Below are 16,073 nucleotides of genomic sequence, written 5' to 3' on the forward strand. Positions count from 1 at the left end.
AGGCGCACCTCTGTTTTGTGGCGCGCTTACCGCCGCCGCGACTGATCGAACAACCTGGCCACGTTGCCCTTCGAGCGCAGCGCCAGGATGAACAGGATCCCGAAGATCAGCGTGCTGGGCACGGATGTGACCGGCCACTGCCCATACAGCAGGATCGCGCCGATGATGCTCAGCCACTCCTGGCCAAACAGGGAGGCCAGGCAGAAGGCGCACAGGCTGGGCAAGAACTTGTAGCTCGAGCCGCCCCGCCGGTACATGAACGCGATGACGAAGCAGATCCCGCCGCAGAACCCGGCATGAGCCAGGGTGATGGTTTGGTCTAGGGTCATTGGCCCCCTCGCTTGGGGAACAGGCTGCCAATCGCTGCTGGCAGCTCGGTTACCCACTTCGGCAGTTTGCCGGTGTTGAACGACTCCAGAACGCTGATACTCACCAGGACCGTCACGAGGCCGCAGCCGAATGCCGCGATACCGCTGGTCTTCGTCCAGGCCTGGGCCAGGATCTCGGCAGAGCCGTAGTACCCGCCGATCCAGCCGACCAGGAGGTAACCCAGGCGCTGCCATAGGGTCAAGTCCTTGGCCCAGAGGACAAAGAGCAGCGAGCTCCCGAAGGCGCAGACAACGGCATTCAGGTCAATCGTTGGCAGGCAGCTGGCAAGGGCGATACCTCCAGCCCCTACAACCGCACAAGCTGCTGGGGTAGCGGCATCGGCCATGTTCAATCCCTTAGTGTTTGTAGCGGAATGGCGCCGGGCCGCGGATGTCGAGGCCGGTGGCGAGTACCCATAGCGCGAAAAGGAGGATGCCAGCGCTCAGTGCGGCAGCCAGGAATGTAGCCCGGCGCTCTTGGGCCGAACCGTCGGGCCTTTTGAGGCCCTGAATGATGAAGACGCAGCCAAGGAAGACATTGGCGCTGATGTCGCGGTGTAGGGCGTAGCTGGCCAGGGCCATGGCGAATGCCAGGAGGCTCCATGCGGTTGATGGCTTCATGCGCTTTCCTACGGGCAACAAAAAGCCCGACACGATGGCCGGGCTTTGTGCGTCAATCCTCAACACGCGCAGGAATGACAGGATTAGCAAATAATGTTGCATCGTTGCACGGGTGTCAAGCGGCATCTGCCATCAAAATGCCTTCGTCCTCCAGAATCTTGCCAGCGGCTACCAGAGCCTCGGCCACCATCTCATCCAGCACGCTCTCGATAGCCTTCTTCCAACGCCAGTACGTGGTCCGATTCAGGCCCTGTCCGTCCCAGGTGTTGATGTCGTAGAACTCGGCCGGCAGCACGATCATGTCGGTGGAGCGCTTCACGTACTGCTCGCGGCGTGCCCGGTCTTCACCATCCGCCACCGACTCGCCGGCCAGTTGCTTCCGCACGGCATCGGTAAGTGCATCAAAGTCAGCGCGATCACGGGCAGATCTGCTTGCCACCTCTCGGCCCGACTGCGCCTGCACGCCCTTCACCGGCGGAATGGCCCAGGCCGTTACCGCCTTGTACCGAAACAGGTTCGGCGCCTGGGTAGCGATCAGCGGCACCAGCTTTCCGATAGCCTCCACCTTCTTGGCTTTGTGGGTCGAGAACCTGGCCGTCAGTGCGTTCCAGTGCCGAGGAATCAGCTTGCTGTGCAGGCGGGCGTGCACCCAGCAGTCCACGAGCATTGCCGCATCCTTGCCGGTGATCTCCCCCTTCAGCTTCGAGGCCTGGACCTTCGGCTCAAAGTCGCCACCACCTACACCGCTCATGGTATCCGCCGCCAGGGCGCGAACCACTGCTGCCAAAACGCTTTGGTATTTCATTGGCCGTTCTCCTTCTTCCGGCGGTTCGCGATGAGCTGGCCGCGCGTGACGCACCAGGTGGAGCTGATGAACATGGCCAGCAGGAGCAGGCCGACGATTTGTTCGATGGTCCAGGTCATGCTGCTGCCCTCTTGAGGTCACGGAGTTTCTGGCGGTACAGGGCCTTGATGGCCTGCAGGTCTTCGATGGCCAGGCGCTGGGGCTTATGAGGCCCTTCGAGCCAGTCGACTCGGTCGGCGCCGATGCGCTTCACCAACCGGATGCGGTACTCGACCGCGTTACCCGACAGGTTCCGGTTGCACTTCACGCACTGGCGGTGGACGTTGAGCGGCTCGAAGCGCAGCTCCGGGCAGGCGCCCACGGACCGGTAATGGCCGGCGTCCCAGCGGCTGCCGGTGATGAGGTTGTGGTCGCTTGGCAGCGAATCGCAGCTGATGCACGGCAGCCCGGCGTCGCGCTCACGGATGTAGGCGTTGAACACCTTCTGCGCTTCGGCTAGATGCTCGCGCCGATCTTTCAGCTTCTCCCGGCGCTCCTTGAGGTCTTCCCGGGCCTGCCGGGTGATGGCCTTGGCCGCGATCTTCTGCAGCTTGGGATCCTTGGCCATGGCCTTGGCGCAGGCGATGCTGCATACCTTCTGCGTGGTCATGGTCGGTTTGAAGTGCTTGCCGCAGCCTGGCGCCTTGCACTTCTTCGGCTTCACTTCTGCTGTGCGCATGGCTTGTCCTCCGTGGCGGGAAACACCGTCCAGTTGCCGATCCCTCTCCAGGCGCCAGCCCCACCCATGCAGGAGGTGGTGTTGCGCGGAGCACCGAGCTCGGTGATGAAGAATTCAAACCAGACCTGCGGGGCATACACCCACGCCGGAAGTCGGCGGGCGCGGAAGCCATGGGCCCGACCGCATGCCCAGCAGAACCGAGTGAACGACGTGGCCGCAGCGCAGGCATACAGAACCCGCCCGAGTACTCGACCACCCTTGAGCGCGAGCCATACGTTGAACAACAGGCCGCCCCCCATAAGCCAGAGCGCATAGAGATCAAGCGTGCTCATGCCGCTTCCTCGCTCAGCAGATCACTGAAAACCACGCCCTTGGCCGAGAAGTCCGCCACCACCCGTTCGGTGTAGGCGATGCCTTGGGCGCGATTGAATAGACTGGTCACCGGCATGCCGTCCGGCCCGAACAGCTTGCAGTCGCCCATCATGTCCAGCTTCTCCTCGTAGGACAGGTGACGCATGACCCGGTACCAGGCCGCCTGAAAGTCCTGATCTTCGTTCAGCAGGATCTGCACGCCGTGGTGCAGCTTGCAGTACTTGCGGGCCTCGGATGCCTCGCCGATCTGGGTCATCTCGGCAATGCGCTTATAGAGCGCGAACCACAGAGCGTTCTGGTCAAGGGTGCGGTCTTTGCCAGGTCGCAAGCTGACCACGACGAACTTCTTCTCGCGGAACATGCCAGTTAGCATGGTCACTGCCTCGGACAGCTTGGCTTGACTGTTGACGCTGATGCGCTCAGACACTGGCCACCTCCTGCAGCTGCTTCTCCGCGGCACGTACCCGGGCGGTCAACTGGCTGATCTCTTCCAGCAGGCCCAGCGCGACCTCCTCAACCGTCGTCTCGCCGAGGAACTCGTCCAAGGCGTCCGTGTGGCGCTCGAGGGCATCACTGCCGGCGCGCCAGGAGGCCACTACCGACCACAGCAGGGGCTGGAGCTTTTGCTTGTCGATGGTCATACACCCTCCCCGGCCGGCTTCCCGGCGCGCTTGATGTTCAACTTGGCCAGCAGGCTGGCGCGGCACTGGGCGGCGCTGGTTGGGATCTGCTGGATCTCCAGCAGCCGTACCTGGCGCTGGGCGGCGTACTCGTCAGCGAGCTGGGCCAGGCCCTTCTGGCTGTCGTGGCCGATGCCGGTGGCGATGTCCCCCAGTGGCTCCCCGGCCACCAACATGCGGATGGTGATGTCGTAGGCCCGGGCGAACACCTTCTCGGCCCGCTCCACCTCCATCGAAGCCAGGTTTTGCGCCTCGCACTGCAGGGCCGCGTGGCGCACCGCTGCATGCGTCCAAACACGTGACCCTGCCCTGCTGGGGTGGAAGTTCTCCAGCGCCTCTGCCAGGGCCCGCGCAAGCGGCGGAATGCCCATCTCTTCCGGCGTCGGCTGGCACAGCTTGATGAACTTGCCACTGCTCGGGGCGAAGTCAGTGCCCAGCACACGGCACTTCTGGATGCCGAAGCGGATCTGCTCGAGCGTGTTGATGCCAGCGGCGACGAAGGACTTGATCCAGCTGCGCTTGGCAGCCTTCAGGGCCTCGTCATCCGGCCAGGCCTGCTTCCACGCCGGGAAAATGGCCTGCAGCTCCTTGAACAGGGCGTTGACCACTTCGGTGGTGCCCGGGTCGAGCTGCTTGGCCGGGGCCTGGACCTCGGCCGGCAGGTTGCGGGCCGTGGCCATGATCTGCGTCACGCTGCGCAGTTTCGGTTGTGCGCTCATAGGTCCCCCAGGTCATCAGCCCAGCTGGTGTCGTTGAAGTCGGGGCCGCTGGCCGGGCGGCGGGATGCGAACGGGGCGGCGCCTGCCGGCTGCGGCAGTTCGTCTTCCCAGCGCTTGCCGTTCAGCCAGGTTGATGCGTGTGGGATGAACTGGCCGCCGTCCTTGGTCCAGTCGGTCGAAACGGTCCAGGCAGCCAGGGAGGCGGCCATCAGGTCGAACAGGTCAGCGGTGACCTTGAGCTTCGCCCAGGCCTTCTTGGCGTCGGCCTTGCTCACCTTGCGCGGGTAGAGCTTCCAGAAGCGTTCGAAGTCGACCAACTCGCCTTCGCGAGAGTCAGTCCTTACTCCCTTCAGTTCTTGCTTACCTTCAATACTTACTAGTGTCGGATTTGCCGGATACGGCTGAGCCGGAAGCGGTTCAACCGTATACGGCAAAGCCGGAAGCGGTGTTTCCGATACGACGTAGTGGGTTTCGCCCAGCAAACCAGACTCACCACGGTCCTGACGGCGCTGGACGTAGCCGGCGGTGATCAGCTCTTGCAACAGGCCGTACACGCCGTCACGACCGGTCGGCTTAGAGGACTTGGCGGTCTCGTTGCGCAGGTGGGTGACGGATACGGCCCAGTGATCAGGCTTGCCGAGCAGGAAGACCAACAGGCCACGGGCAGCCCAGCTCAGGCGCCCGTCCTCGCTGATCGACTTGTTGAGCATATAGAAGTTGGCCTCGGGACGAGGCGCACGGATGATGCTCATGCCATCACCTCGAAGTGGAATCTGTGCTCCTTGTCGAAGCCAAGCACCGGGAATGCACCGGCATCCTTCAGGTACATCAGCTGGGAATGGCCGAAAATCGCCACGCCAGTGACTTTCTTGGCGGTGAGGTACATGCGGTAGTGCTCGAGCGTCTTCGTGCCCTTGGAAGCGTTGCATGAGTGACAGGACGGCATGAGGTTGCCGAGATCGTTCGAGCCTCCCAATGACTTAGGGAATACGTGGTCGATGTGGAAATCTTCTTCGCACAGGTTGTCGCCGCAGTAAGCGCAGTGCCCGTTGGTTTTGGCGTACACCTTGACGCGCTTGAATGGAGAGATGGATTTGCTCATTGGCCGCGCTCCTTGGCCATGAACTCGTCCACGACTGCATCCGCCATGCCGCTGAACAAAGGCATCTTCCCCTCATTCCAGATAGCCAGCGGCGACGTGGTGCCAATGGGGTTGCGAATGAAGCGGTACCGCTCGGCATCCTTGCGCAGCTCCTGCGCCAGGCCCTCAATAGCGCTGCCGTCGTCGTCAATGTCAGCGCCAAGGGCCTCGCCGATAGCGCCGATGTCACAGGCAGCGGCCAGCAGCATCCGCTTGTGCGACTCCAGGTCAGCACTGAGAGCGCTCTCGCGCGCTTGGGATTGCTCCAGCTTGTGGTTCAGAGCCCAGACCTCGCCCTGCATCTGGGTTTTCTCAGACAGCAACTGCTCAAGACGGGTGTGCGCCACCTGCAAGGCAGCAGACGATCGCCCGTCGCCATCGCAGGTAGTGCAGCCACCCAGCCGCTCGAACGACTCAGGGCCTTGATAGGAGACGTGGATCTCCTCGCCGTAACCATTGCAGGCTGGGCAGTAGTAGCCGAGCGCTGCCTTCGCGGCATCCCAGCCATTCCAGGCCGAGCCAACGTCAGGAATGGCATCCCAAACGATATGGCCAGCGTCGGATATGGCGTCATCCAACCACTTGTTGAAGTCGGGGTCTTGCCACTGCTGGCGATCCTGCTCACGGCTTCTCATGCTGCACCTCGCACTGCCTTGTCGTGGGTGTGCAGGCCGTCCCAGTTCTTCTTCATGGGCAGCTCGCCGGCCAGGTACAGCTCGTACAGGCGCACGGCGCCCTTGCGCAGGAGGATCGGTGTGTAGCTGATGAACGCCTCTTTCCCGTGCGGGGTGATCTCCTGCTGGTGTTCGGTCATGTACTTGTCGCGGGCGTAGGCGGCGACGCGGTAGCGGGTGCCCGACTTGCTCTCGTTGTAGAGCCAGTTGCGACCCTCAAGGAAGTGACCGACCTGCATCACGTTGACCCCATTGAGGCCCTTGCAGAACTGGACGTGGCTCATGCCTTCCTTGAACAGGTTCTCCAGGTGGCCGATCTTCTTGGCCTGGGCCTCGACCTGGACAGTGAGCAGAACGCGGGCTTTCTCCGACTCCAAGGCCATCTGGAGGATTTCCAGCTTGCTGAGGTCGGCGGGAGCGGACGGGGCTGCTTTTGCTTCCAGCTCCTGCCAGCGGTCGATAACCCTGGCTCGGTGCTCGTCGCTGTAACCGGCCACCACCAGGTGGGTGTCGCGCTCAATCAGGTCGTAGACCTCGATCGGTCGACCGCCCGTGGCCTCGCGACGGCTTTTACGACTTGATCGCAAAAGGTTTTTTGAGAAAAGTCGTTCGATGGTGGCCACCACGTCGTTGTGGCGCGCCTCTACCAAGTCAGCGATTTCACGCGATGACATCGTGCGCGCCACGAAATCGTGGTTCGCGTTTTGTGGCGCGAGGGCCACGGTATTGATTTGGCTACCAAGGTGCATATATGATTGCCTCGCACATGTGTTACGAATGCAGCACAAGAAACCGGGCGGCCACCCGGTTTTTTTGCGCCTGCGGTTTAGGTGTCACTTTTGAGGCCCTCTTTAGGGACTAATTGGTACACCTGCGCTTTGGGTCTTCCGAGCCGAGTCGGTCCCCCCATGGCCAGGAACTCGATCGCTACATCCTCAAGAACCTGGTCAATGCTCTGCCCCTTGCTCAGGGCTAGAGCACTGATCCTTCTCTTCGCACCATCACTCAGGTGCTCGTAGTCAATTTCAGCCACGTGACCTCCATAGGGCCTCTAGGCCGCGCTATGCTGCTTTTCTTCCTTGCTCAGCGCTTCGATGGCGCCGTTTTCCACGGCCCACTCGATCATTTCGTAGAGGTAGGTGGCGTGCTGCATTTCGGCCCGTTCCGCGGCTCGCGCCAGTAGACGGTCCAGGGTCTTGTTGAAACGAACCTTCCTTGGTGTATCCCGTTTGTGGGACTGATCTGCGTACATGCGGGTACTGCTCCTTATGCGGCTTCAGATGGGTAAAGATCTGGGCGAAGCTCGTGGCGCGAAACGCCAGTGGCTTTCTCGATAGGAAGCGCCTGGCGGGCCGGCACGCCTCTGGTTTTCCAATAGGAAACAGCCATCGGCGTAACGCCCAGCAGATCGGCAAGGGCCTTACCCGAGCCGGCGGCATGGATTGCGCGTTCCAGAGGTGTGGGATTCATAAACATTCCGCCTTGGGCGAATAAACACATCTCAACGATACGTTTATTTTATAAACATAGCAAGGCCGGTAAACTTGGTGTTTATGACTACTCAACATTCTGGTGACCGCCTACGTGCGCAGATGCAGCTGCAGCGCGTCTCTAACACCGAGCTGGCGGCACGTCTTGGCACTAGGCTGCAGAACATCAACAACTGGTTCATCCGGGGTGTGCCGGCATCAAAAATGATGGCTGCCGCTCGATCCCTTGGGCTGCGCTATGAATGGCTTGAAACTGGAGAGGGCTCACCGAGGGAGCCTGACCAGAATGAACACCCTGACGCCGGGCATATGCGGCTGTGGGACGACGAAACCCCAATGGAAGATGATGAGGTGGCAGTGCCGTTCCTGCGCGAAGTTGAGCTGGCTGCTGGGTCTGGTCGGTTTGCGATCGAGGAAAGCGAGAAGGCCACGCTTCGATTCGGGAAGCGCAGCTTGCGCAACAACGGCGTTCAGTACGAGAACGCTCGATGTGTGACGGTGCGCGGCAACAGCATGATGCCGATCCTTCGTGACGGGGCTACGGTCGGGGTAAACACTGGCAGGACCTCGTTTGCCGACATCGTCGATGGTGACCTCTATGTCATCAATCACAACGGCCAGCTGCGTGTGAAGCAGCTGTATCGACTTCCCACTGGTATCCGCCTGCGCAGCTTTAACCGGGACGAACACCCAGACGAGGATTACAGCTACCAGGACATGCAGGAGGAGAACATGGTTATCCTTGGGCATGTTTTCTGGTGGGGCATGTATGCCAGGTGAAGCCCCGCGGCGCGGCGCTCTGAACCGGATTTGCGGCTGGCTCTTTATTGCGGGCATTGCCATGCTTGCCTTGGAGGTTCTTGCCTACGTTCTGGGAGCCAGAACCTCTGGAGTAGTTTTCGCCTCAGGGATGGCGGTCGTGCTTGTGAGCGCCCTTATTGGCGCCGCTGTCGATCGTTGCAAGCCGAAAGCTGAAGACCTTGTGACAATCGCTGTAGGGGCCGGATTCTTCATCTGGCTTGCCTGGAAAGCTCTGAGTTAGACAGCATGAGAAGCCAATGGCCCGCCTAGTGCGGGCCTTTTTGTGCTCGCGAAATAAACAAAAATAAACATTAGGTGTTGACGCGTTTATAAACATGGCGTTTACTGTGCACATCGAGGCGCTACACAGTCCCTCGCCAGGCCCTCACAGGCCGCCGCTCTTTCACATCGATGGGAACCTCGCGGATCGATCCCGGCAACGGCACAGCGCGAGCAATAAATTCGATCCCCATGCCAGCTCTGGAACTGGCCAGCTCGAAATCAGGCGGAACGTCAGCGCGGCAGGAACACAGGCCGGGCCACGGAAAGCGGATGGAGGGTTGCGCTGCAAACGCTCCCTGCCGGGATGCCCTTAGAACGGGCGTCGGTGCCTGGCACAGCGCGAGTAGTGAGGAAACACCACGAGATTAACTGAAGCACCTGGGCGACCGGGTGCTTTGGGAATCCACTGGAGGAAATGAAGATGCGACCAGTTATGACCATGGCGGCAGTGCACGATGATCGTGGCCGCCGCACAGGGCTCGAAGACGCCACCGAAGGCAAGTTCCACGGCTGGGGCGTCGAGTACGAAGAGTTCGAGAACGGCCCAGGCAACTACAGCGTCGCCATCGTTGAGATGCCAGACGGCACGGTTCAGACGTTTATGCCGTGGGCGATCCGCTTCTTGGATGGCGAAGATGCCAAGCAGCAGGCGCTGAATGACTTCCTTGCCCGTCCAGCAATTGGTTGACTGATTCCCTGACAGCCGGAAAGACGGCCCGATGCCCTGCTCCCCATCGCAGGCTGCATTGGAGATTGATCGGAGCGTGCTCAAGCGAGCTGCAGCGCTAGGATCGCAAAGACCCGTGAACCTCCTGAGCCGGTATATGCGAGACGGCCAATACCAGAAACGCGGCGGGAACCAAGCAGGGGTAGCGCCCTGGTGTTCCGATCAATCTCCGATGCATCCCGCATCTCCTTCCCTTCACTTCGACCGCATTAGACAGGTGCCAGCGAGCTTCACGGCTCGGGTTTGGTCACCTGCGCTGGCATCTTCCTAATGCGGTCCAGAGGATCACGCCATGTGCGATTGCAGACAGAAATTCGAGCAGGCAGCAGTTGAACGGTACCCGGAAATCATCGGCGCCAAGGCGACCTTGCAGGGTTACATGCTCATTCCTGCCGGCCGCCAGTACGCGGAATGCGAAATCGTTGGAACCCGCACCACCGCCAAAGGCAAGGAAGTGAAAGCAAAGGCAACTATCAACGTGCTTGGCAACTACTGCATGTTCTGTGGCGAGAAGCACCCGGAGGCGGCATGAGCAAAGACACAGGCGGGCCGGCTTTCCCGGTGTCGTATGACCACCAAACATTCGAGCCGCGCCATTTTGATGAGGCCAAACGGCTGATGTCCGGCATGACCCTGCGCGACTATTTCGCAGCTCACACCGCTGAAGTTTCCGATGAGATCGGCATCCAATATGCCGAGAAAATAGTCGGCCGCAAGATGCCGGATTTTGCTGCTATGCCTTTGGACAATGCAGCTTTCTGGGCGGAATACCGGGCCATCATGCGCTATATCGAGGCCGACGCCATGCTCGCCGCCCGGGTGAAGCCATGAGCGGAATGAGCATTTCCGGCCAGATCATGATTCAAGAACCTTCGAGCAGCGGGTTCTCGGCCAATGTCTACCCGACGCGCCTTGATGCGGCCATTCAGTTGCTGCGCGTGATGATTCGCCGCGCCCCTGACGAGCAGCAGGCCATGGACCAAATCGAAAAGGCCGTAGCTGAGCTGATCAGCGAGGAGCGGCATGACTTGGACATGGATATGGCAACCGAGCGCCGGCGCCGTGGAGAAGAGCCATGAGCGGCTGGCAGGCGATCGACTCAGCGCCGCGTGACGGCACCGAGATCATCCTGCGCAAAGGGGATCGAGTCACTGCCGGCGCTTGGATTGAGTGGAGCAAGTCCGAAGCCTCATTCAACAGTCGCGGCGACTATCTCGGCCAAGACGAATACGACTCTGGCGCGCACTGGGCGTCTTGGGATGGCGGCTTCTGTGAAGACGACGAGCCAACCCACTGGCAGCCCCTCCCTTCCCCACCCACCGAGTAACCAACCACCTGGAGGCGACCATGCACCCCAGCATTCAAGCTCGTCGCGACATTCTTACCACTCTTCGCCTGCGCTCTGTGATTGCCACGGCGGAAATGTACAGCCTGATCGGCCTGGCAATGCCGGTGATCATGTTCCGCTTCCAGGTGAGGCCTGCGGGCCGTGACTTCTTCCATGTGGTGGATGCCCGTGACGGCAAAGTCCGTGGATTCCGCCGCAACCACAACGAGGCCTGCGCCCTAGCGCGCAGCCTGGAGATGGAGAAAAGCCATGACTGACTTCCTCGAAACTGTCGACGGATCCGACTGGCTCTACGAATCGATCAACTCACTGATCTGTGGCGAGAACGTCACGGCGCCGCGCGCCCACGGCAAGGCTGTATCGCTGGTCACGCCGCAATCGCTGTACGAGGCCCTGGCCGAGCACCTAGGCGCGCAAGAACACATCGCTCCGCTACTGACCGACAACCGCGAGTACCCGATCGAGAAGATGATCTGCGAAATCATCGCCGATGGCCGCGGCGTACACCGAAAGGCATACGACCTGGCAGTCGAAGCTGTAGGTCAATCCAAGAATGGACGCCCAACCGCTCTTCACGATGTTGCAGAAGCGCTTATCCGGCCCTGGGCCCAAGAGTACGCAAGAGCTCGAGCCGAAGAGGTTGCAGCTGATCTTGCTGCCGAGCGCGCCGAACACTTCAAAGCTGACGCAGCATGAGCTACTGGCGCGGCTCCTTCTCCATGCTCTTCGCCTGCACCTTCTTCATGCTCGCCAGCGCACTGGCCGGCAGCATCACTTCCTGAACAACGCACCCGAGCACGGCGGGCCCCTAGGGGATAACCGTACCCCTTCGGGAGCGTAAGCGGCGAGAGCGCGCAACCATCCACCGCAGCCAGGGCCTGGAGCGTAACTCCGTGCCTGGGTGACCTGGCATTTCCCTATCCCAACTGACGGCGCCGGCCTGGCGCGAGGTTTTCTAATGTCCGCAGAACAGAAACTGATCAAGATCGAAGAGATCAGCGAAGCGAACGCCCCGGCCATCTACGTGGCCGGCGGCCTGCAGCAATTCATCGACCTGGTGAAGGGTGAGGTACTGGGCGAAGTGCCTGACCTGAAAACCCGCAAGGGGCGCGAGCGCATCGCCAGCCTTGCCGCCAAAGTCAGCAAGTCGAAGACCGCTGTAGAGAAGCCGGGCCGCGACTACCTGCGCCGGCTCAAGGAAATGCCGAAGGTCGTTGAGGCCGAGCTGCGCGAGTTCGTGACAAAAATGGACGCGCTACGGGACGAGACGCGCCGGCCACTCACCGAGTGGGAAGCCGCCGAGGATGCGCGCATCGATCGACACAATGACGCCATCAACCGCATGAAAGACCTGGCCACCGATCTGGGCGCGCTGGATGCAGAGCAGCTGCAAGGCCGCATCACCGAGCTCACCGCGTTCGTCCTGGGCGATGCCTGGGAGGAATTCGAAGCTGAGGCCGCCCGCGCCAAAGAAGCGTCGATGAATGCCTTGCAGGCTGCCCAGGCCGCCCGGCAGAAGTACGACGCCGAGCAGGTCGAGCTGGCCCGCCTGCGCCGCGAGGCAGAGGAGCGCGCCGAGCAAGACCGCATTCGGGCAGCACAGGAAGCCGCCGTCGAGCTGGAGCGCCAGCGAGTAGCCCAGGAGCAGCAGGCCGAACGTGACGCGGCCGCCCGCCGCGAGCAGGAGCTGATCGACCAGGCTGCAGCACAAGAGCGCGAAGCCGAGAACCAGCGCCTGCAGCTCAAGTTGCAGGCCGAGCAAGCGGAACGCGCCCGCGCTCAGGCCGAAGTCGACCGCGTTGCCACCGAGCAGCGGATGGAGCAGGAGCGCCAAGACGCCGCACGCCGGCAAGAGGAGGCAGCCGAGCAGGCCCGCCAGGAAGAACGCCGCCGGGCAGATGCAGCTGCCGCCGAGATCGTGCGCCAGCAGGAAGCCCGCGAAGCCGACAAGGCACACCGCCGCAGCATCAACCGCGCCGCCCTGGACGCCTTCCTCGCCGGCGGCATGACCGAGGAATGCGCCAAGCAGGCAATCACCCTGATCGCCGAGCGCAAGATCCCAAGCATCACCATCCAGTACTGAGGTCACCATGAGCCAAGTAGCCAGGGTCGATACCCAATCCCAGTCGCCGGCCATCGCCGCCGAGTCGGTGACCATCCTGCAGATCATCCAGCAGGTGGCCATGTCCCCAACCGCTGACATCGACAAGATGGAGCGCTTGATGGTGATGCACCAGAACATCCAGGCTCTGCAGGCCAAGCAGCAGTTCGACGAGGCGTTGGCCTCGATGCAGGAAGAGCTGCCCGTCATCGGCGAGCGCGGCGGAATCAAGGACAAGAACGGCCGCATCCAGAGCACCTACGCACTCTGGGAAGACATCAACGAGATGATCAAACCGGTTCTGGCCCGCCACGGCTTCGCCCTCTCCTTCCGCACGCCGCGCAATGAACGCGGCATCGAGGTTGAAGGCGTCCTGAGCCATCGTGCCGGGCATCGCGAGACCACTTCTCTGCTCCTGCCGGCAGACACCAGCGGCAGCAAAAACGGCGTCCAGGCTGTGGCCTCGAGTGTGAGCTATGGCAAACGCTACACCGCCGGCGCCCTGCTCAACTTCACCACCACTGGCGAGGATGACGACGGCAACGGCGCCGTAGTGACGCCGCGGGTCACCTCAGTGCAGGCCACCCAGTTGGCCATGCTGCTGGAGCGCTGCAGCGACAAGGCCAAAAAGGCATTCGCCAGCATCCACGGCACGCCGTCGGCGGTAGAGAAAGCCGCGTTCGACCAAGTGCTGGGCATGCTCAGCAAGTCCGTCAAGCAGCATGAATCGGCACCACGGGAGGCTCAAGATGCAGATCATCACTGACGTCGAACAGGGTACGCCGGAATGGCTCGCCCTTCGCCTGGGGATCATCACCTGCTCCGAATTGGACTGCCTGCTGGTCGCCGGCAAGGGTGAAGCGGGCTTCGGAGTGGCCGCATTCACCTACATGGACCAGCTGATCGGCGAGCGGATCACCGAAGAGGCCGCCGAGATTCCATTCAAGACCGTGGCTACGATTCGCGGCCACGAACTGGAGGGCGTCGCCCGAGGCCTGTACGAGGACCGCGAAAGCATCAAAACCCGATCGGTCGGCATCATCCTCAACCACGGCATCGGCTACTCCCCTGACGCGCTGGTAGGCGAGCAGGGGCTTACCGAAATCAAGACCAAGCTCCCCAAGTTCCAGGTCAGCGTCATCCTGAACGGTGAAGTGCCCAAGGAGCACGTCGCTCAGTGCCAGGGCGGCCTGTGGGTATCCGAGCGCGAGTGGCTGGACTTCATCAGCTACTGGCCCGGCATGCCCCTCTTCGTCAAGCGCGTGTACCGCGACGAAGTAATGATCCGCAAACTCACCGAACGGGTGAAAACATTCTACGAAATCCTCGACGAGCGCATGAACAAGGTGCTCGGCGCGGCCGCATAATCCAAGGAATCACGATGCCTACTCTTACCGATATCGGCCGTATTGGCCGCGACGCTGAACTGCGCTACACCCCAAACGGCGATCCCGTCTGCAACTTGGCTATCGCATGCGATTACGGCCGAAAAGGGCAGGACGGCAAGCGACCTACCCAGTGGGTGGATGCCACGCTGTGGGGCAAGCAGGCCGAATCCATGGCCCAGTACCTGGTCAAAGGTCAGCAGGTGCATTTCACCATCGATGACGCGCATGTTGAGGTTTTCACCAAGTCTGACCAGACACAGGGCGTGAAGCTCACCGGCCGGGTGATCATCATCAAGTTCGCCGGCAGCCCGCCGCAGCAATCGCAGAGCGGCCAGCAGGCCCAGCAGCCGCGCCAGCAACAGCGCGCTCAGCAGCGCCCGCCCGCCCAGCATCAGAACCAACAGGGCAGCAACGGCCCGGACTACGAAAGCTTCGACGACGACATCCCATTCGCCCCGCTCCCCCATCTCGCAGGTACGTAGCCATGTTCCCGCGCAAACCCAAGCAGATACACCCGCTGCCCTACTCCCAGGGCCGTACCGCCCGGGCCGCCAATCGATGCCGCCTGGCCCAGCCCTACCCCGAAATGACGATCGACAGCGCCTGGCGGCTTGCCGGCTGGCATGACTGCGATATGGAGCAATCCGATGAACCGAAAAATCCTGCGCTCGCTGCAGCTGCATAGGCGCCGCGATCAGTTCAACTTGCCGCCCAGCGGATTGAAGGAGGTGCTGCATGGCGATGACCCAGCAGCAGCGCGACGAGAAGCGCCGCGCCAAGGCCGAGCGCCTGCAGGAAGAAGACCTGCGCTTGAAGGTTCGACCAGGGACTAAACAGGCCCTGCTGGAACTGATGGAGTGGGCCGGGATAGAGGAACAGGGCGAGGCGATGACGCTGATGATTCATCACATCGAAGCGCTCGGGCATCACGCATTGTTCAGAATCGCGCGCCACGAAATCGAAGGTAACCGATCCGTGGCGCGTACTGAGCCGCTGCGGCTATCAGCCAGGAAGCGAACAGGACAGCACCTGCGAGCGATATGCGGCTGGGCTGACGCTACCTACAGCCAGATGATCGAGGCGCTGATTCACGGCATCCGCGCACTAGGCAGGCTGCACGCGGCGAAGTTTCTCACCCCGCCGCGTCACAAGATCAGCATCTCACCGCGCCTGGCCCTGGCTTTCGACCGGAAGAGCATGCTGATGATTCAGCAGGATCCGGGGGATGAAGTCATCGCCCCGGCCTGATGTGACGCGCCTCAGATTACTGTTGAGCAGCCAGCTTCTCAGCTTCACTGACTGCCGATTCCAGGCTATGCAGCCAGGTGGGGTCCGACCTCGGACCAACTACGCTGTAGCTCTCCACTTTAGTTTGATTGTTCATGTACGTTGTGACCATTTCATACACCTTGTAGTCGCCGACTGTGTGAACAACATTTCCACGACGTTTCATGTAGACCTCCGGATCCGGCCCCGTGCCGGTACTTCTTCATATCCCGGAAAGCGTGTCACTTAAAAGTCTTTTTAGGCTGATCGCCCTCCGGCGCTGCCCGCCAGCGCCTCAACGCTTCTCGTGAAGCTCCGGCGGCCAAGCGCTGATAAACCAGAACAGCCCTAGTCCACCGATGTTGGCCCAGCTCCAGTGAATAGTCGGGTTGATGATCAGCCCGATAGCCCAGATTGCAACCATCGCACCGCCAACCCAGCGCCTGCGCTTCGGTATGAACCACTCCTTCAAAGCTGCACGACTTTCCCGCAACCCCATTACCACTCTCCTTGTTTGGTAAGCGGCGAAGCATACCAGCAAGAATAACTGCCCGGCGCTGCCCGCCAGCGCC

The 16,073-nt window shown here is 61.5% G+C and carries 32 protein-coding genes; 14 read left to right on the top strand and 18 right to left on the bottom strand.

Annotation, left to right across the window (positions count from 1 at the left end; translation table 11 throughout):
* Positions 1-26: 26 nt before the first annotated feature.
* The 16 genes from K5H97_RS14985 to K5H97_RS15055 all read right to left on the bottom strand — a co-directional run bounded on the left by K5H97_RS14985 (position 27) and on the right by K5H97_RS15055 (position 7,568).
* A complete protein-coding gene (locus K5H97_RS14985) occupies positions 27-329 on the bottom strand; it encodes a phage holin family protein (protein WP_023379912.1) in 303 nt (100 codons plus the stop codon).
* The gene (locus tag K5H97_RS14990; protein WP_051555722.1) at positions 326-715 is read right to left on the bottom strand and encodes a putative holin; all 390 of its coding nucleotides are present in this window, start codon (positions 713-715) and stop codon (positions 326-328) included. Before K5H97_RS14990 ends, K5H97_RS14985 begins: the two co-directional genes overlap by 4 nt.
* Before the next feature lie 10 nt (positions 716-725).
* On the bottom strand, positions 726-1,115 hold the full coding sequence (locus tag K5H97_RS14995) for a hypothetical protein (RefSeq protein WP_028691915.1): 390 nt from the start codon (positions 1,113-1,115) through the stop codon (positions 726-728).
* Positions 1,105-1,794: a hypothetical protein gene (locus tag K5H97_RS15000; protein ID WP_028691914.1), complete on the bottom strand. Its 690-nt coding sequence runs from the start codon at positions 1,792-1,794 to the stop codon at positions 1,105-1,107. Before K5H97_RS15000 ends, K5H97_RS14995 begins: the two co-directional genes overlap by 11 nt.
* Entirely contained in the window at positions 1,791-1,913 is a 123-nt protein-coding gene (locus K5H97_RS29690; protein ID WP_261401119.1) for a hypothetical protein, read from the bottom strand. The genes K5H97_RS15000 and K5H97_RS29690 overlap by 4 nt, the downstream gene beginning before the upstream one ends.
* On the bottom strand, positions 1,910-2,512 hold the full coding sequence (locus K5H97_RS15005) for a recombination protein NinG (RefSeq protein ID WP_028691913.1): 603 nt from the start codon (positions 2,510-2,512) through the stop codon (positions 1,910-1,912). The genes K5H97_RS29690 and K5H97_RS15005 overlap by 4 nt, the downstream gene beginning before the upstream one ends.
* Entirely contained in the window at positions 2,494-2,844 is a 351-nt protein-coding gene (locus tag K5H97_RS15010; RefSeq protein ID WP_028691912.1) for a hypothetical protein, read from the bottom strand. Before K5H97_RS15010 ends, K5H97_RS15005 begins: the two co-directional genes overlap by 19 nt.
* Positions 2,841-3,311, bottom strand: a complete 471-nt coding sequence (locus tag K5H97_RS15015) for a hypothetical protein (protein WP_028691911.1) — start codon at positions 3,309-3,311, stop codon at positions 2,841-2,843. Before K5H97_RS15015 ends, K5H97_RS15010 begins: the two co-directional genes overlap by 4 nt.
* Complete coding sequence (locus tag K5H97_RS15020) at positions 3,304-3,525, bottom strand: hypothetical protein (protein ID WP_028691910.1); 222 nt, start codon at positions 3,523-3,525, stop codon at positions 3,304-3,306. The genes K5H97_RS15015 and K5H97_RS15020 overlap by 8 nt, the downstream gene beginning before the upstream one ends.
* Positions 3,522-4,283 (bottom strand): replication protein P, encoded by a 762-nt coding sequence (locus K5H97_RS15025; protein ID WP_028691909.1) that lies wholly within the window; start codon positions 4,281-4,283, stop codon positions 3,522-3,524. Before K5H97_RS15025 ends, K5H97_RS15020 begins: the two co-directional genes overlap by 4 nt.
* Positions 4,280-5,035 carry a hypothetical protein gene (locus K5H97_RS15030; protein ID WP_028691908.1) on the bottom strand — a complete coding sequence of 252 codons (756 nt, stop codon included), beginning with the start codon at positions 5,033-5,035 and terminating at the stop codon, positions 4,280-4,282. The genes K5H97_RS15025 and K5H97_RS15030 overlap by 4 nt, the downstream gene beginning before the upstream one ends.
* Complete coding sequence (locus K5H97_RS15035; protein WP_036986364.1) at positions 5,032-5,385, bottom strand: HNH endonuclease; 354 nt, start codon at positions 5,383-5,385, stop codon at positions 5,032-5,034. The genes K5H97_RS15030 and K5H97_RS15035 overlap by 4 nt, the downstream gene beginning before the upstream one ends.
* Positions 5,382-6,059 carry a hypothetical protein gene (locus K5H97_RS15040; RefSeq protein WP_028691907.1) on the bottom strand — a complete coding sequence of 226 codons (678 nt, stop codon included), beginning with the start codon at positions 6,057-6,059 and terminating at the stop codon, positions 5,382-5,384. Before K5H97_RS15040 ends, K5H97_RS15035 begins: the two co-directional genes overlap by 4 nt.
* The gene (locus K5H97_RS15045) at positions 6,056-6,847 is read right to left on the bottom strand and encodes a Rha family transcriptional regulator (RefSeq protein WP_028691906.1); all 792 of its coding nucleotides are present in this window, start codon (positions 6,845-6,847) and stop codon (positions 6,056-6,058) included. Before K5H97_RS15045 ends, K5H97_RS15040 begins: the two co-directional genes overlap by 4 nt.
* A gap of 302 nt (positions 6,848-7,149) precedes the next feature.
* Positions 7,150-7,350: a hypothetical protein gene (locus K5H97_RS15050; protein WP_028691904.1), complete on the bottom strand. Its 201-nt coding sequence runs from the start codon at positions 7,348-7,350 to the stop codon at positions 7,150-7,152.
* Positions 7,351-7,364: 14 nt separating this feature from the next.
* Entirely contained in the window at positions 7,365-7,568 is a 204-nt protein-coding gene (locus tag K5H97_RS15055) for a transcriptional regulator (protein WP_081791610.1), read from the bottom strand.
* 122 nt (positions 7,569-7,690) lie between these two features.
* On the opposite strand from K5H97_RS15055, the gene K5H97_RS15060 reads away from it, so the two are divergent.
* The 14 genes from K5H97_RS15060 (at position 7,691) to K5H97_RS15125 (ending at position 15,483) form a co-directional block, all read left to right on the top strand.
* A complete protein-coding gene (locus K5H97_RS15060; protein WP_248691157.1) occupies positions 7,691-8,368 on the top strand; it encodes a LexA family transcriptional regulator in 678 nt (225 codons plus the stop codon).
* Positions 8,369-9,086: 718 nt separating this feature from the next.
* Positions 9,087-9,359 (top strand): hypothetical protein, encoded by a 273-nt coding sequence (locus K5H97_RS15065; RefSeq protein WP_169740509.1) that lies wholly within the window; start codon positions 9,087-9,089, stop codon positions 9,357-9,359.
* A 331-nt stretch (positions 9,360-9,690) separates the two neighbouring features.
* Positions 9,691-9,930: a hypothetical protein gene (locus tag K5H97_RS15070; protein ID WP_028691901.1), complete on the top strand. Its 240-nt coding sequence runs from the start codon at positions 9,691-9,693 to the stop codon at positions 9,928-9,930.
* The gene (locus K5H97_RS15075) at positions 9,927-10,229 is read left to right on the top strand and encodes a hypothetical protein (RefSeq protein WP_028691900.1); all 303 of its coding nucleotides are present in this window, start codon (positions 9,927-9,929) and stop codon (positions 10,227-10,229) included. Before K5H97_RS15070 ends, K5H97_RS15075 begins: the two co-directional genes overlap by 4 nt.
* Complete coding sequence (locus K5H97_RS15080; protein WP_248691156.1) at positions 10,226-10,477, top strand: hypothetical protein; 252 nt, start codon at positions 10,226-10,228, stop codon at positions 10,475-10,477. Before K5H97_RS15075 ends, K5H97_RS15080 begins: the two co-directional genes overlap by 4 nt.
* A complete protein-coding gene (locus tag K5H97_RS15085; RefSeq protein ID WP_036986362.1) occupies positions 10,474-10,725 on the top strand; it encodes a DUF551 domain-containing protein in 252 nt (83 codons plus the stop codon). Before K5H97_RS15080 ends, K5H97_RS15085 begins: the two co-directional genes overlap by 4 nt.
* A 95-nt stretch (positions 10,726-10,820) precedes the next feature.
* Positions 10,821-11,003 carry a hypothetical protein gene (locus K5H97_RS15090; RefSeq protein ID WP_248691158.1) on the top strand — a complete coding sequence of 61 codons (183 nt, stop codon included), beginning with the start codon at positions 10,821-10,823 and terminating at the stop codon, positions 11,001-11,003.
* Positions 10,996-11,442 (top strand): hypothetical protein, encoded by a 447-nt coding sequence (locus K5H97_RS15095; protein WP_028691897.1) that lies wholly within the window; start codon positions 10,996-10,998, stop codon positions 11,440-11,442. Before K5H97_RS15090 ends, K5H97_RS15095 begins: the two co-directional genes overlap by 8 nt.
* Positions 11,443-11,704: 262 nt before the next feature.
* Positions 11,705-12,829, top strand: a complete 1,125-nt coding sequence (locus K5H97_RS15100; RefSeq protein ID WP_028691896.1) for a hypothetical protein — start codon at positions 11,705-11,707, stop codon at positions 12,827-12,829.
* Between the two features lie 7 nt (positions 12,830-12,836).
* Positions 12,837-13,613 (top strand): ERF family protein, encoded by a 777-nt coding sequence (locus tag K5H97_RS15105; protein ID WP_028691895.1) that lies wholly within the window; start codon positions 12,837-12,839, stop codon positions 13,611-13,613.
* Positions 13,597-14,214, top strand: a complete 618-nt coding sequence (locus K5H97_RS15110; protein ID WP_028691894.1) for a lambda exonuclease family protein — start codon at positions 13,597-13,599, stop codon at positions 14,212-14,214. Before K5H97_RS15105 ends, K5H97_RS15110 begins: the two co-directional genes overlap by 17 nt.
* A 14-nt stretch (positions 14,215-14,228) precedes the next feature.
* Positions 14,229-14,717, top strand: coding sequence for a single-stranded DNA-binding protein (ssb, locus tag K5H97_RS15115; RefSeq protein ID WP_028691893.1), 489 nt, complete (start codon positions 14,229-14,231; stop codon positions 14,715-14,717).
* Between the two features lie 2 nt (positions 14,718-14,719).
* Complete coding sequence (locus tag K5H97_RS15120; protein WP_036986357.1) at positions 14,720-14,920, top strand: hypothetical protein; 201 nt, start codon at positions 14,720-14,722, stop codon at positions 14,918-14,920.
* Positions 14,921-14,970: 50 nt separating this feature from the next.
* The gene (locus K5H97_RS15125; protein WP_028691892.1) at positions 14,971-15,483 is read left to right on the top strand and encodes a hypothetical protein; all 513 of its coding nucleotides are present in this window, start codon (positions 14,971-14,973) and stop codon (positions 15,481-15,483) included.
* A gap of 16 nt (positions 15,484-15,499) precedes the next feature.
* Here K5H97_RS15125 and K5H97_RS15130 read toward each other — a convergent pair whose 3' ends face one another.
* Positions 15,500-15,688, bottom strand: a complete 189-nt coding sequence (locus K5H97_RS15130) for a hypothetical protein (RefSeq protein ID WP_028691891.1) — start codon at positions 15,686-15,688, stop codon at positions 15,500-15,502.
* 108 nt (positions 15,689-15,796) lie between these two features.
* Positions 15,797-16,000, bottom strand: a complete 204-nt coding sequence (locus K5H97_RS15135) for a hypothetical protein (RefSeq protein ID WP_028691890.1) — start codon at positions 15,998-16,000, stop codon at positions 15,797-15,799.
* Between the last annotated feature and the right edge of the window lie 73 nt (positions 16,001-16,073).

This window comes from Pseudomonas mosselii, assembly GCF_019823065.1.
GTDB lineage: Bacteria > Pseudomonadota > Gammaproteobacteria > Pseudomonadales > Pseudomonadaceae > Aquipseudomonas > Aquipseudomonas mosselii.

Bases quoted from the DNA above. Each gene is read 5' to 3' on its own strand.
- K5H97_RS15075 (WP_028691900.1), top strand. From the start codon at position 9,927: ATGAGCAAAGACACAGGCGGGCCGGCTTTCCCGGTGTCGTATGACCAC.
- ssb (WP_028691893.1), top strand. From the start codon at position 14,229: ATGCCTACTCTTACCGATATCGGCCGTATTGGCCGCGACGCTGAACTG.
- K5H97_RS15035 (WP_036986364.1), bottom strand. From the start codon at position 5,385: ATGAGCAAATCCATCTCTCCATTCAAGCGCGTCAAGGTGTACGCCAAA.
- K5H97_RS15130 (WP_028691891.1), bottom strand. From the start codon at position 15,688: ATGAAACGTCGTGGAAATGTTGTTCACACAGTCGGCGACTACAAGGTG.
- K5H97_RS15025 (WP_028691909.1), bottom strand. From the start codon at position 4,283: ATGAGCGCACAACCGAAACTGCGCAGCGTGACGCAGATCATGGCCACG.
- K5H97_RS14990 (WP_051555722.1), bottom strand. From the start codon at position 715: ATGGCCGATGCCGCTACCCCAGCAGCTTGTGCGGTTGTAGGGGCTGGA.
- K5H97_RS14985 (WP_023379912.1), bottom strand. From the start codon at position 329: ATGACCCTAGACCAAACCATCACCCTGGCTCATGCCGGGTTCTGCGGC.
- K5H97_RS15040 (WP_028691907.1), bottom strand. From the start codon at position 6,059: ATGAGAAGCCGTGAGCAGGATCGCCAGCAGTGGCAAGACCCCGACTTC.
- K5H97_RS15125 (WP_028691892.1), top strand. From the start codon at position 14,971: ATGGCGATGACCCAGCAGCAGCGCGACGAGAAGCGCCGCGCCAAGGCC.
- K5H97_RS15090 (WP_248691158.1), top strand. From the start codon at position 10,821: ATGTACAGCCTGATCGGCCTGGCAATGCCGGTGATCATGTTCCGCTTC.
- K5H97_RS15045 (WP_028691906.1), bottom strand. From the start codon at position 6,847: ATGCACCTTGGTAGCCAAATCAATACCGTGGCCCTCGCGCCACAAAAC.
- K5H97_RS15095 (WP_028691897.1), top strand. From the start codon at position 10,996: ATGACTGACTTCCTCGAAACTGTCGACGGATCCGACTGGCTCTACGAA.
- K5H97_RS15000 (WP_028691914.1), bottom strand. From the start codon at position 1,794: ATGAAATACCAAAGCGTTTTGGCAGCAGTGGTTCGCGCCCTGGCGGCG.
- K5H97_RS15120 (WP_036986357.1), top strand. From the start codon at position 14,720: ATGTTCCCGCGCAAACCCAAGCAGATACACCCGCTGCCCTACTCCCAG.
- K5H97_RS15020 (WP_028691910.1), bottom strand. From the start codon at position 3,525: ATGACCATCGACAAGCAAAAGCTCCAGCCCCTGCTGTGGTCGGTAGTG.
- K5H97_RS15065 (WP_169740509.1), top strand. From the start codon at position 9,087: ATGAAGATGCGACCAGTTATGACCATGGCGGCAGTGCACGATGATCGT.
- K5H97_RS29690 (WP_261401119.1), bottom strand. From the start codon at position 1,913: ATGACCTGGACCATCGAACAAATCGTCGGCCTGCTCCTGCTGGCCATG.
- K5H97_RS15135 (WP_028691890.1), bottom strand. From the start codon at position 16,000: ATGGGGTTGCGGGAAAGTCGTGCAGCTTTGAAGGAGTGGTTCATACCG.
- K5H97_RS14995 (WP_028691915.1), bottom strand. From the start codon at position 1,115: ATGCCGCTTGACACCCGTGCAACGATGCAACATTATTTGCTAATCCTG.
- K5H97_RS15100 (WP_028691896.1), top strand. From the start codon at position 11,705: ATGTCCGCAGAACAGAAACTGATCAAGATCGAAGAGATCAGCGAAGCG.
- K5H97_RS15055 (WP_081791610.1), bottom strand. From the start codon at position 7,568: ATGAATCCCACACCTCTGGAACGCGCAATCCATGCCGCCGGCTCGGGT.
- K5H97_RS15110 (WP_028691894.1), top strand. From the start codon at position 13,597: ATGCAGATCATCACTGACGTCGAACAGGGTACGCCGGAATGGCTCGCC.
- K5H97_RS15085 (WP_036986362.1), top strand. From the start codon at position 10,474: ATGAGCGGCTGGCAGGCGATCGACTCAGCGCCGCGTGACGGCACCGAG.
- K5H97_RS15070 (WP_028691901.1), top strand. From the start codon at position 9,691: ATGTGCGATTGCAGACAGAAATTCGAGCAGGCAGCAGTTGAACGGTAC.
- K5H97_RS15005 (WP_028691913.1), bottom strand. From the start codon at position 2,512: ATGCGCACAGCAGAAGTGAAGCCGAAGAAGTGCAAGGCGCCAGGCTGC.
- K5H97_RS15105 (WP_028691895.1), top strand. From the start codon at position 12,837: ATGAGCCAAGTAGCCAGGGTCGATACCCAATCCCAGTCGCCGGCCATC.
- K5H97_RS15060 (WP_248691157.1), top strand. From the start codon at position 7,691: ATGCAGCTGCAGCGCGTCTCTAACACCGAGCTGGCGGCACGTCTTGGC.
- K5H97_RS15080 (WP_248691156.1), top strand. From the start codon at position 10,226: ATGAGCGGAATGAGCATTTCCGGCCAGATCATGATTCAAGAACCTTCG.
- K5H97_RS15030 (WP_028691908.1), bottom strand. From the start codon at position 5,035: ATGAGCATCATCCGTGCGCCTCGTCCCGAGGCCAACTTCTATATGCTC.
- K5H97_RS15010 (WP_028691912.1), bottom strand. From the start codon at position 2,844: ATGAGCACGCTTGATCTCTATGCGCTCTGGCTTATGGGGGGCGGCCTG.
- K5H97_RS15050 (WP_028691904.1), bottom strand. From the start codon at position 7,350: ATGTACGCAGATCAGTCCCACAAACGGGATACACCAAGGAAGGTTCGT.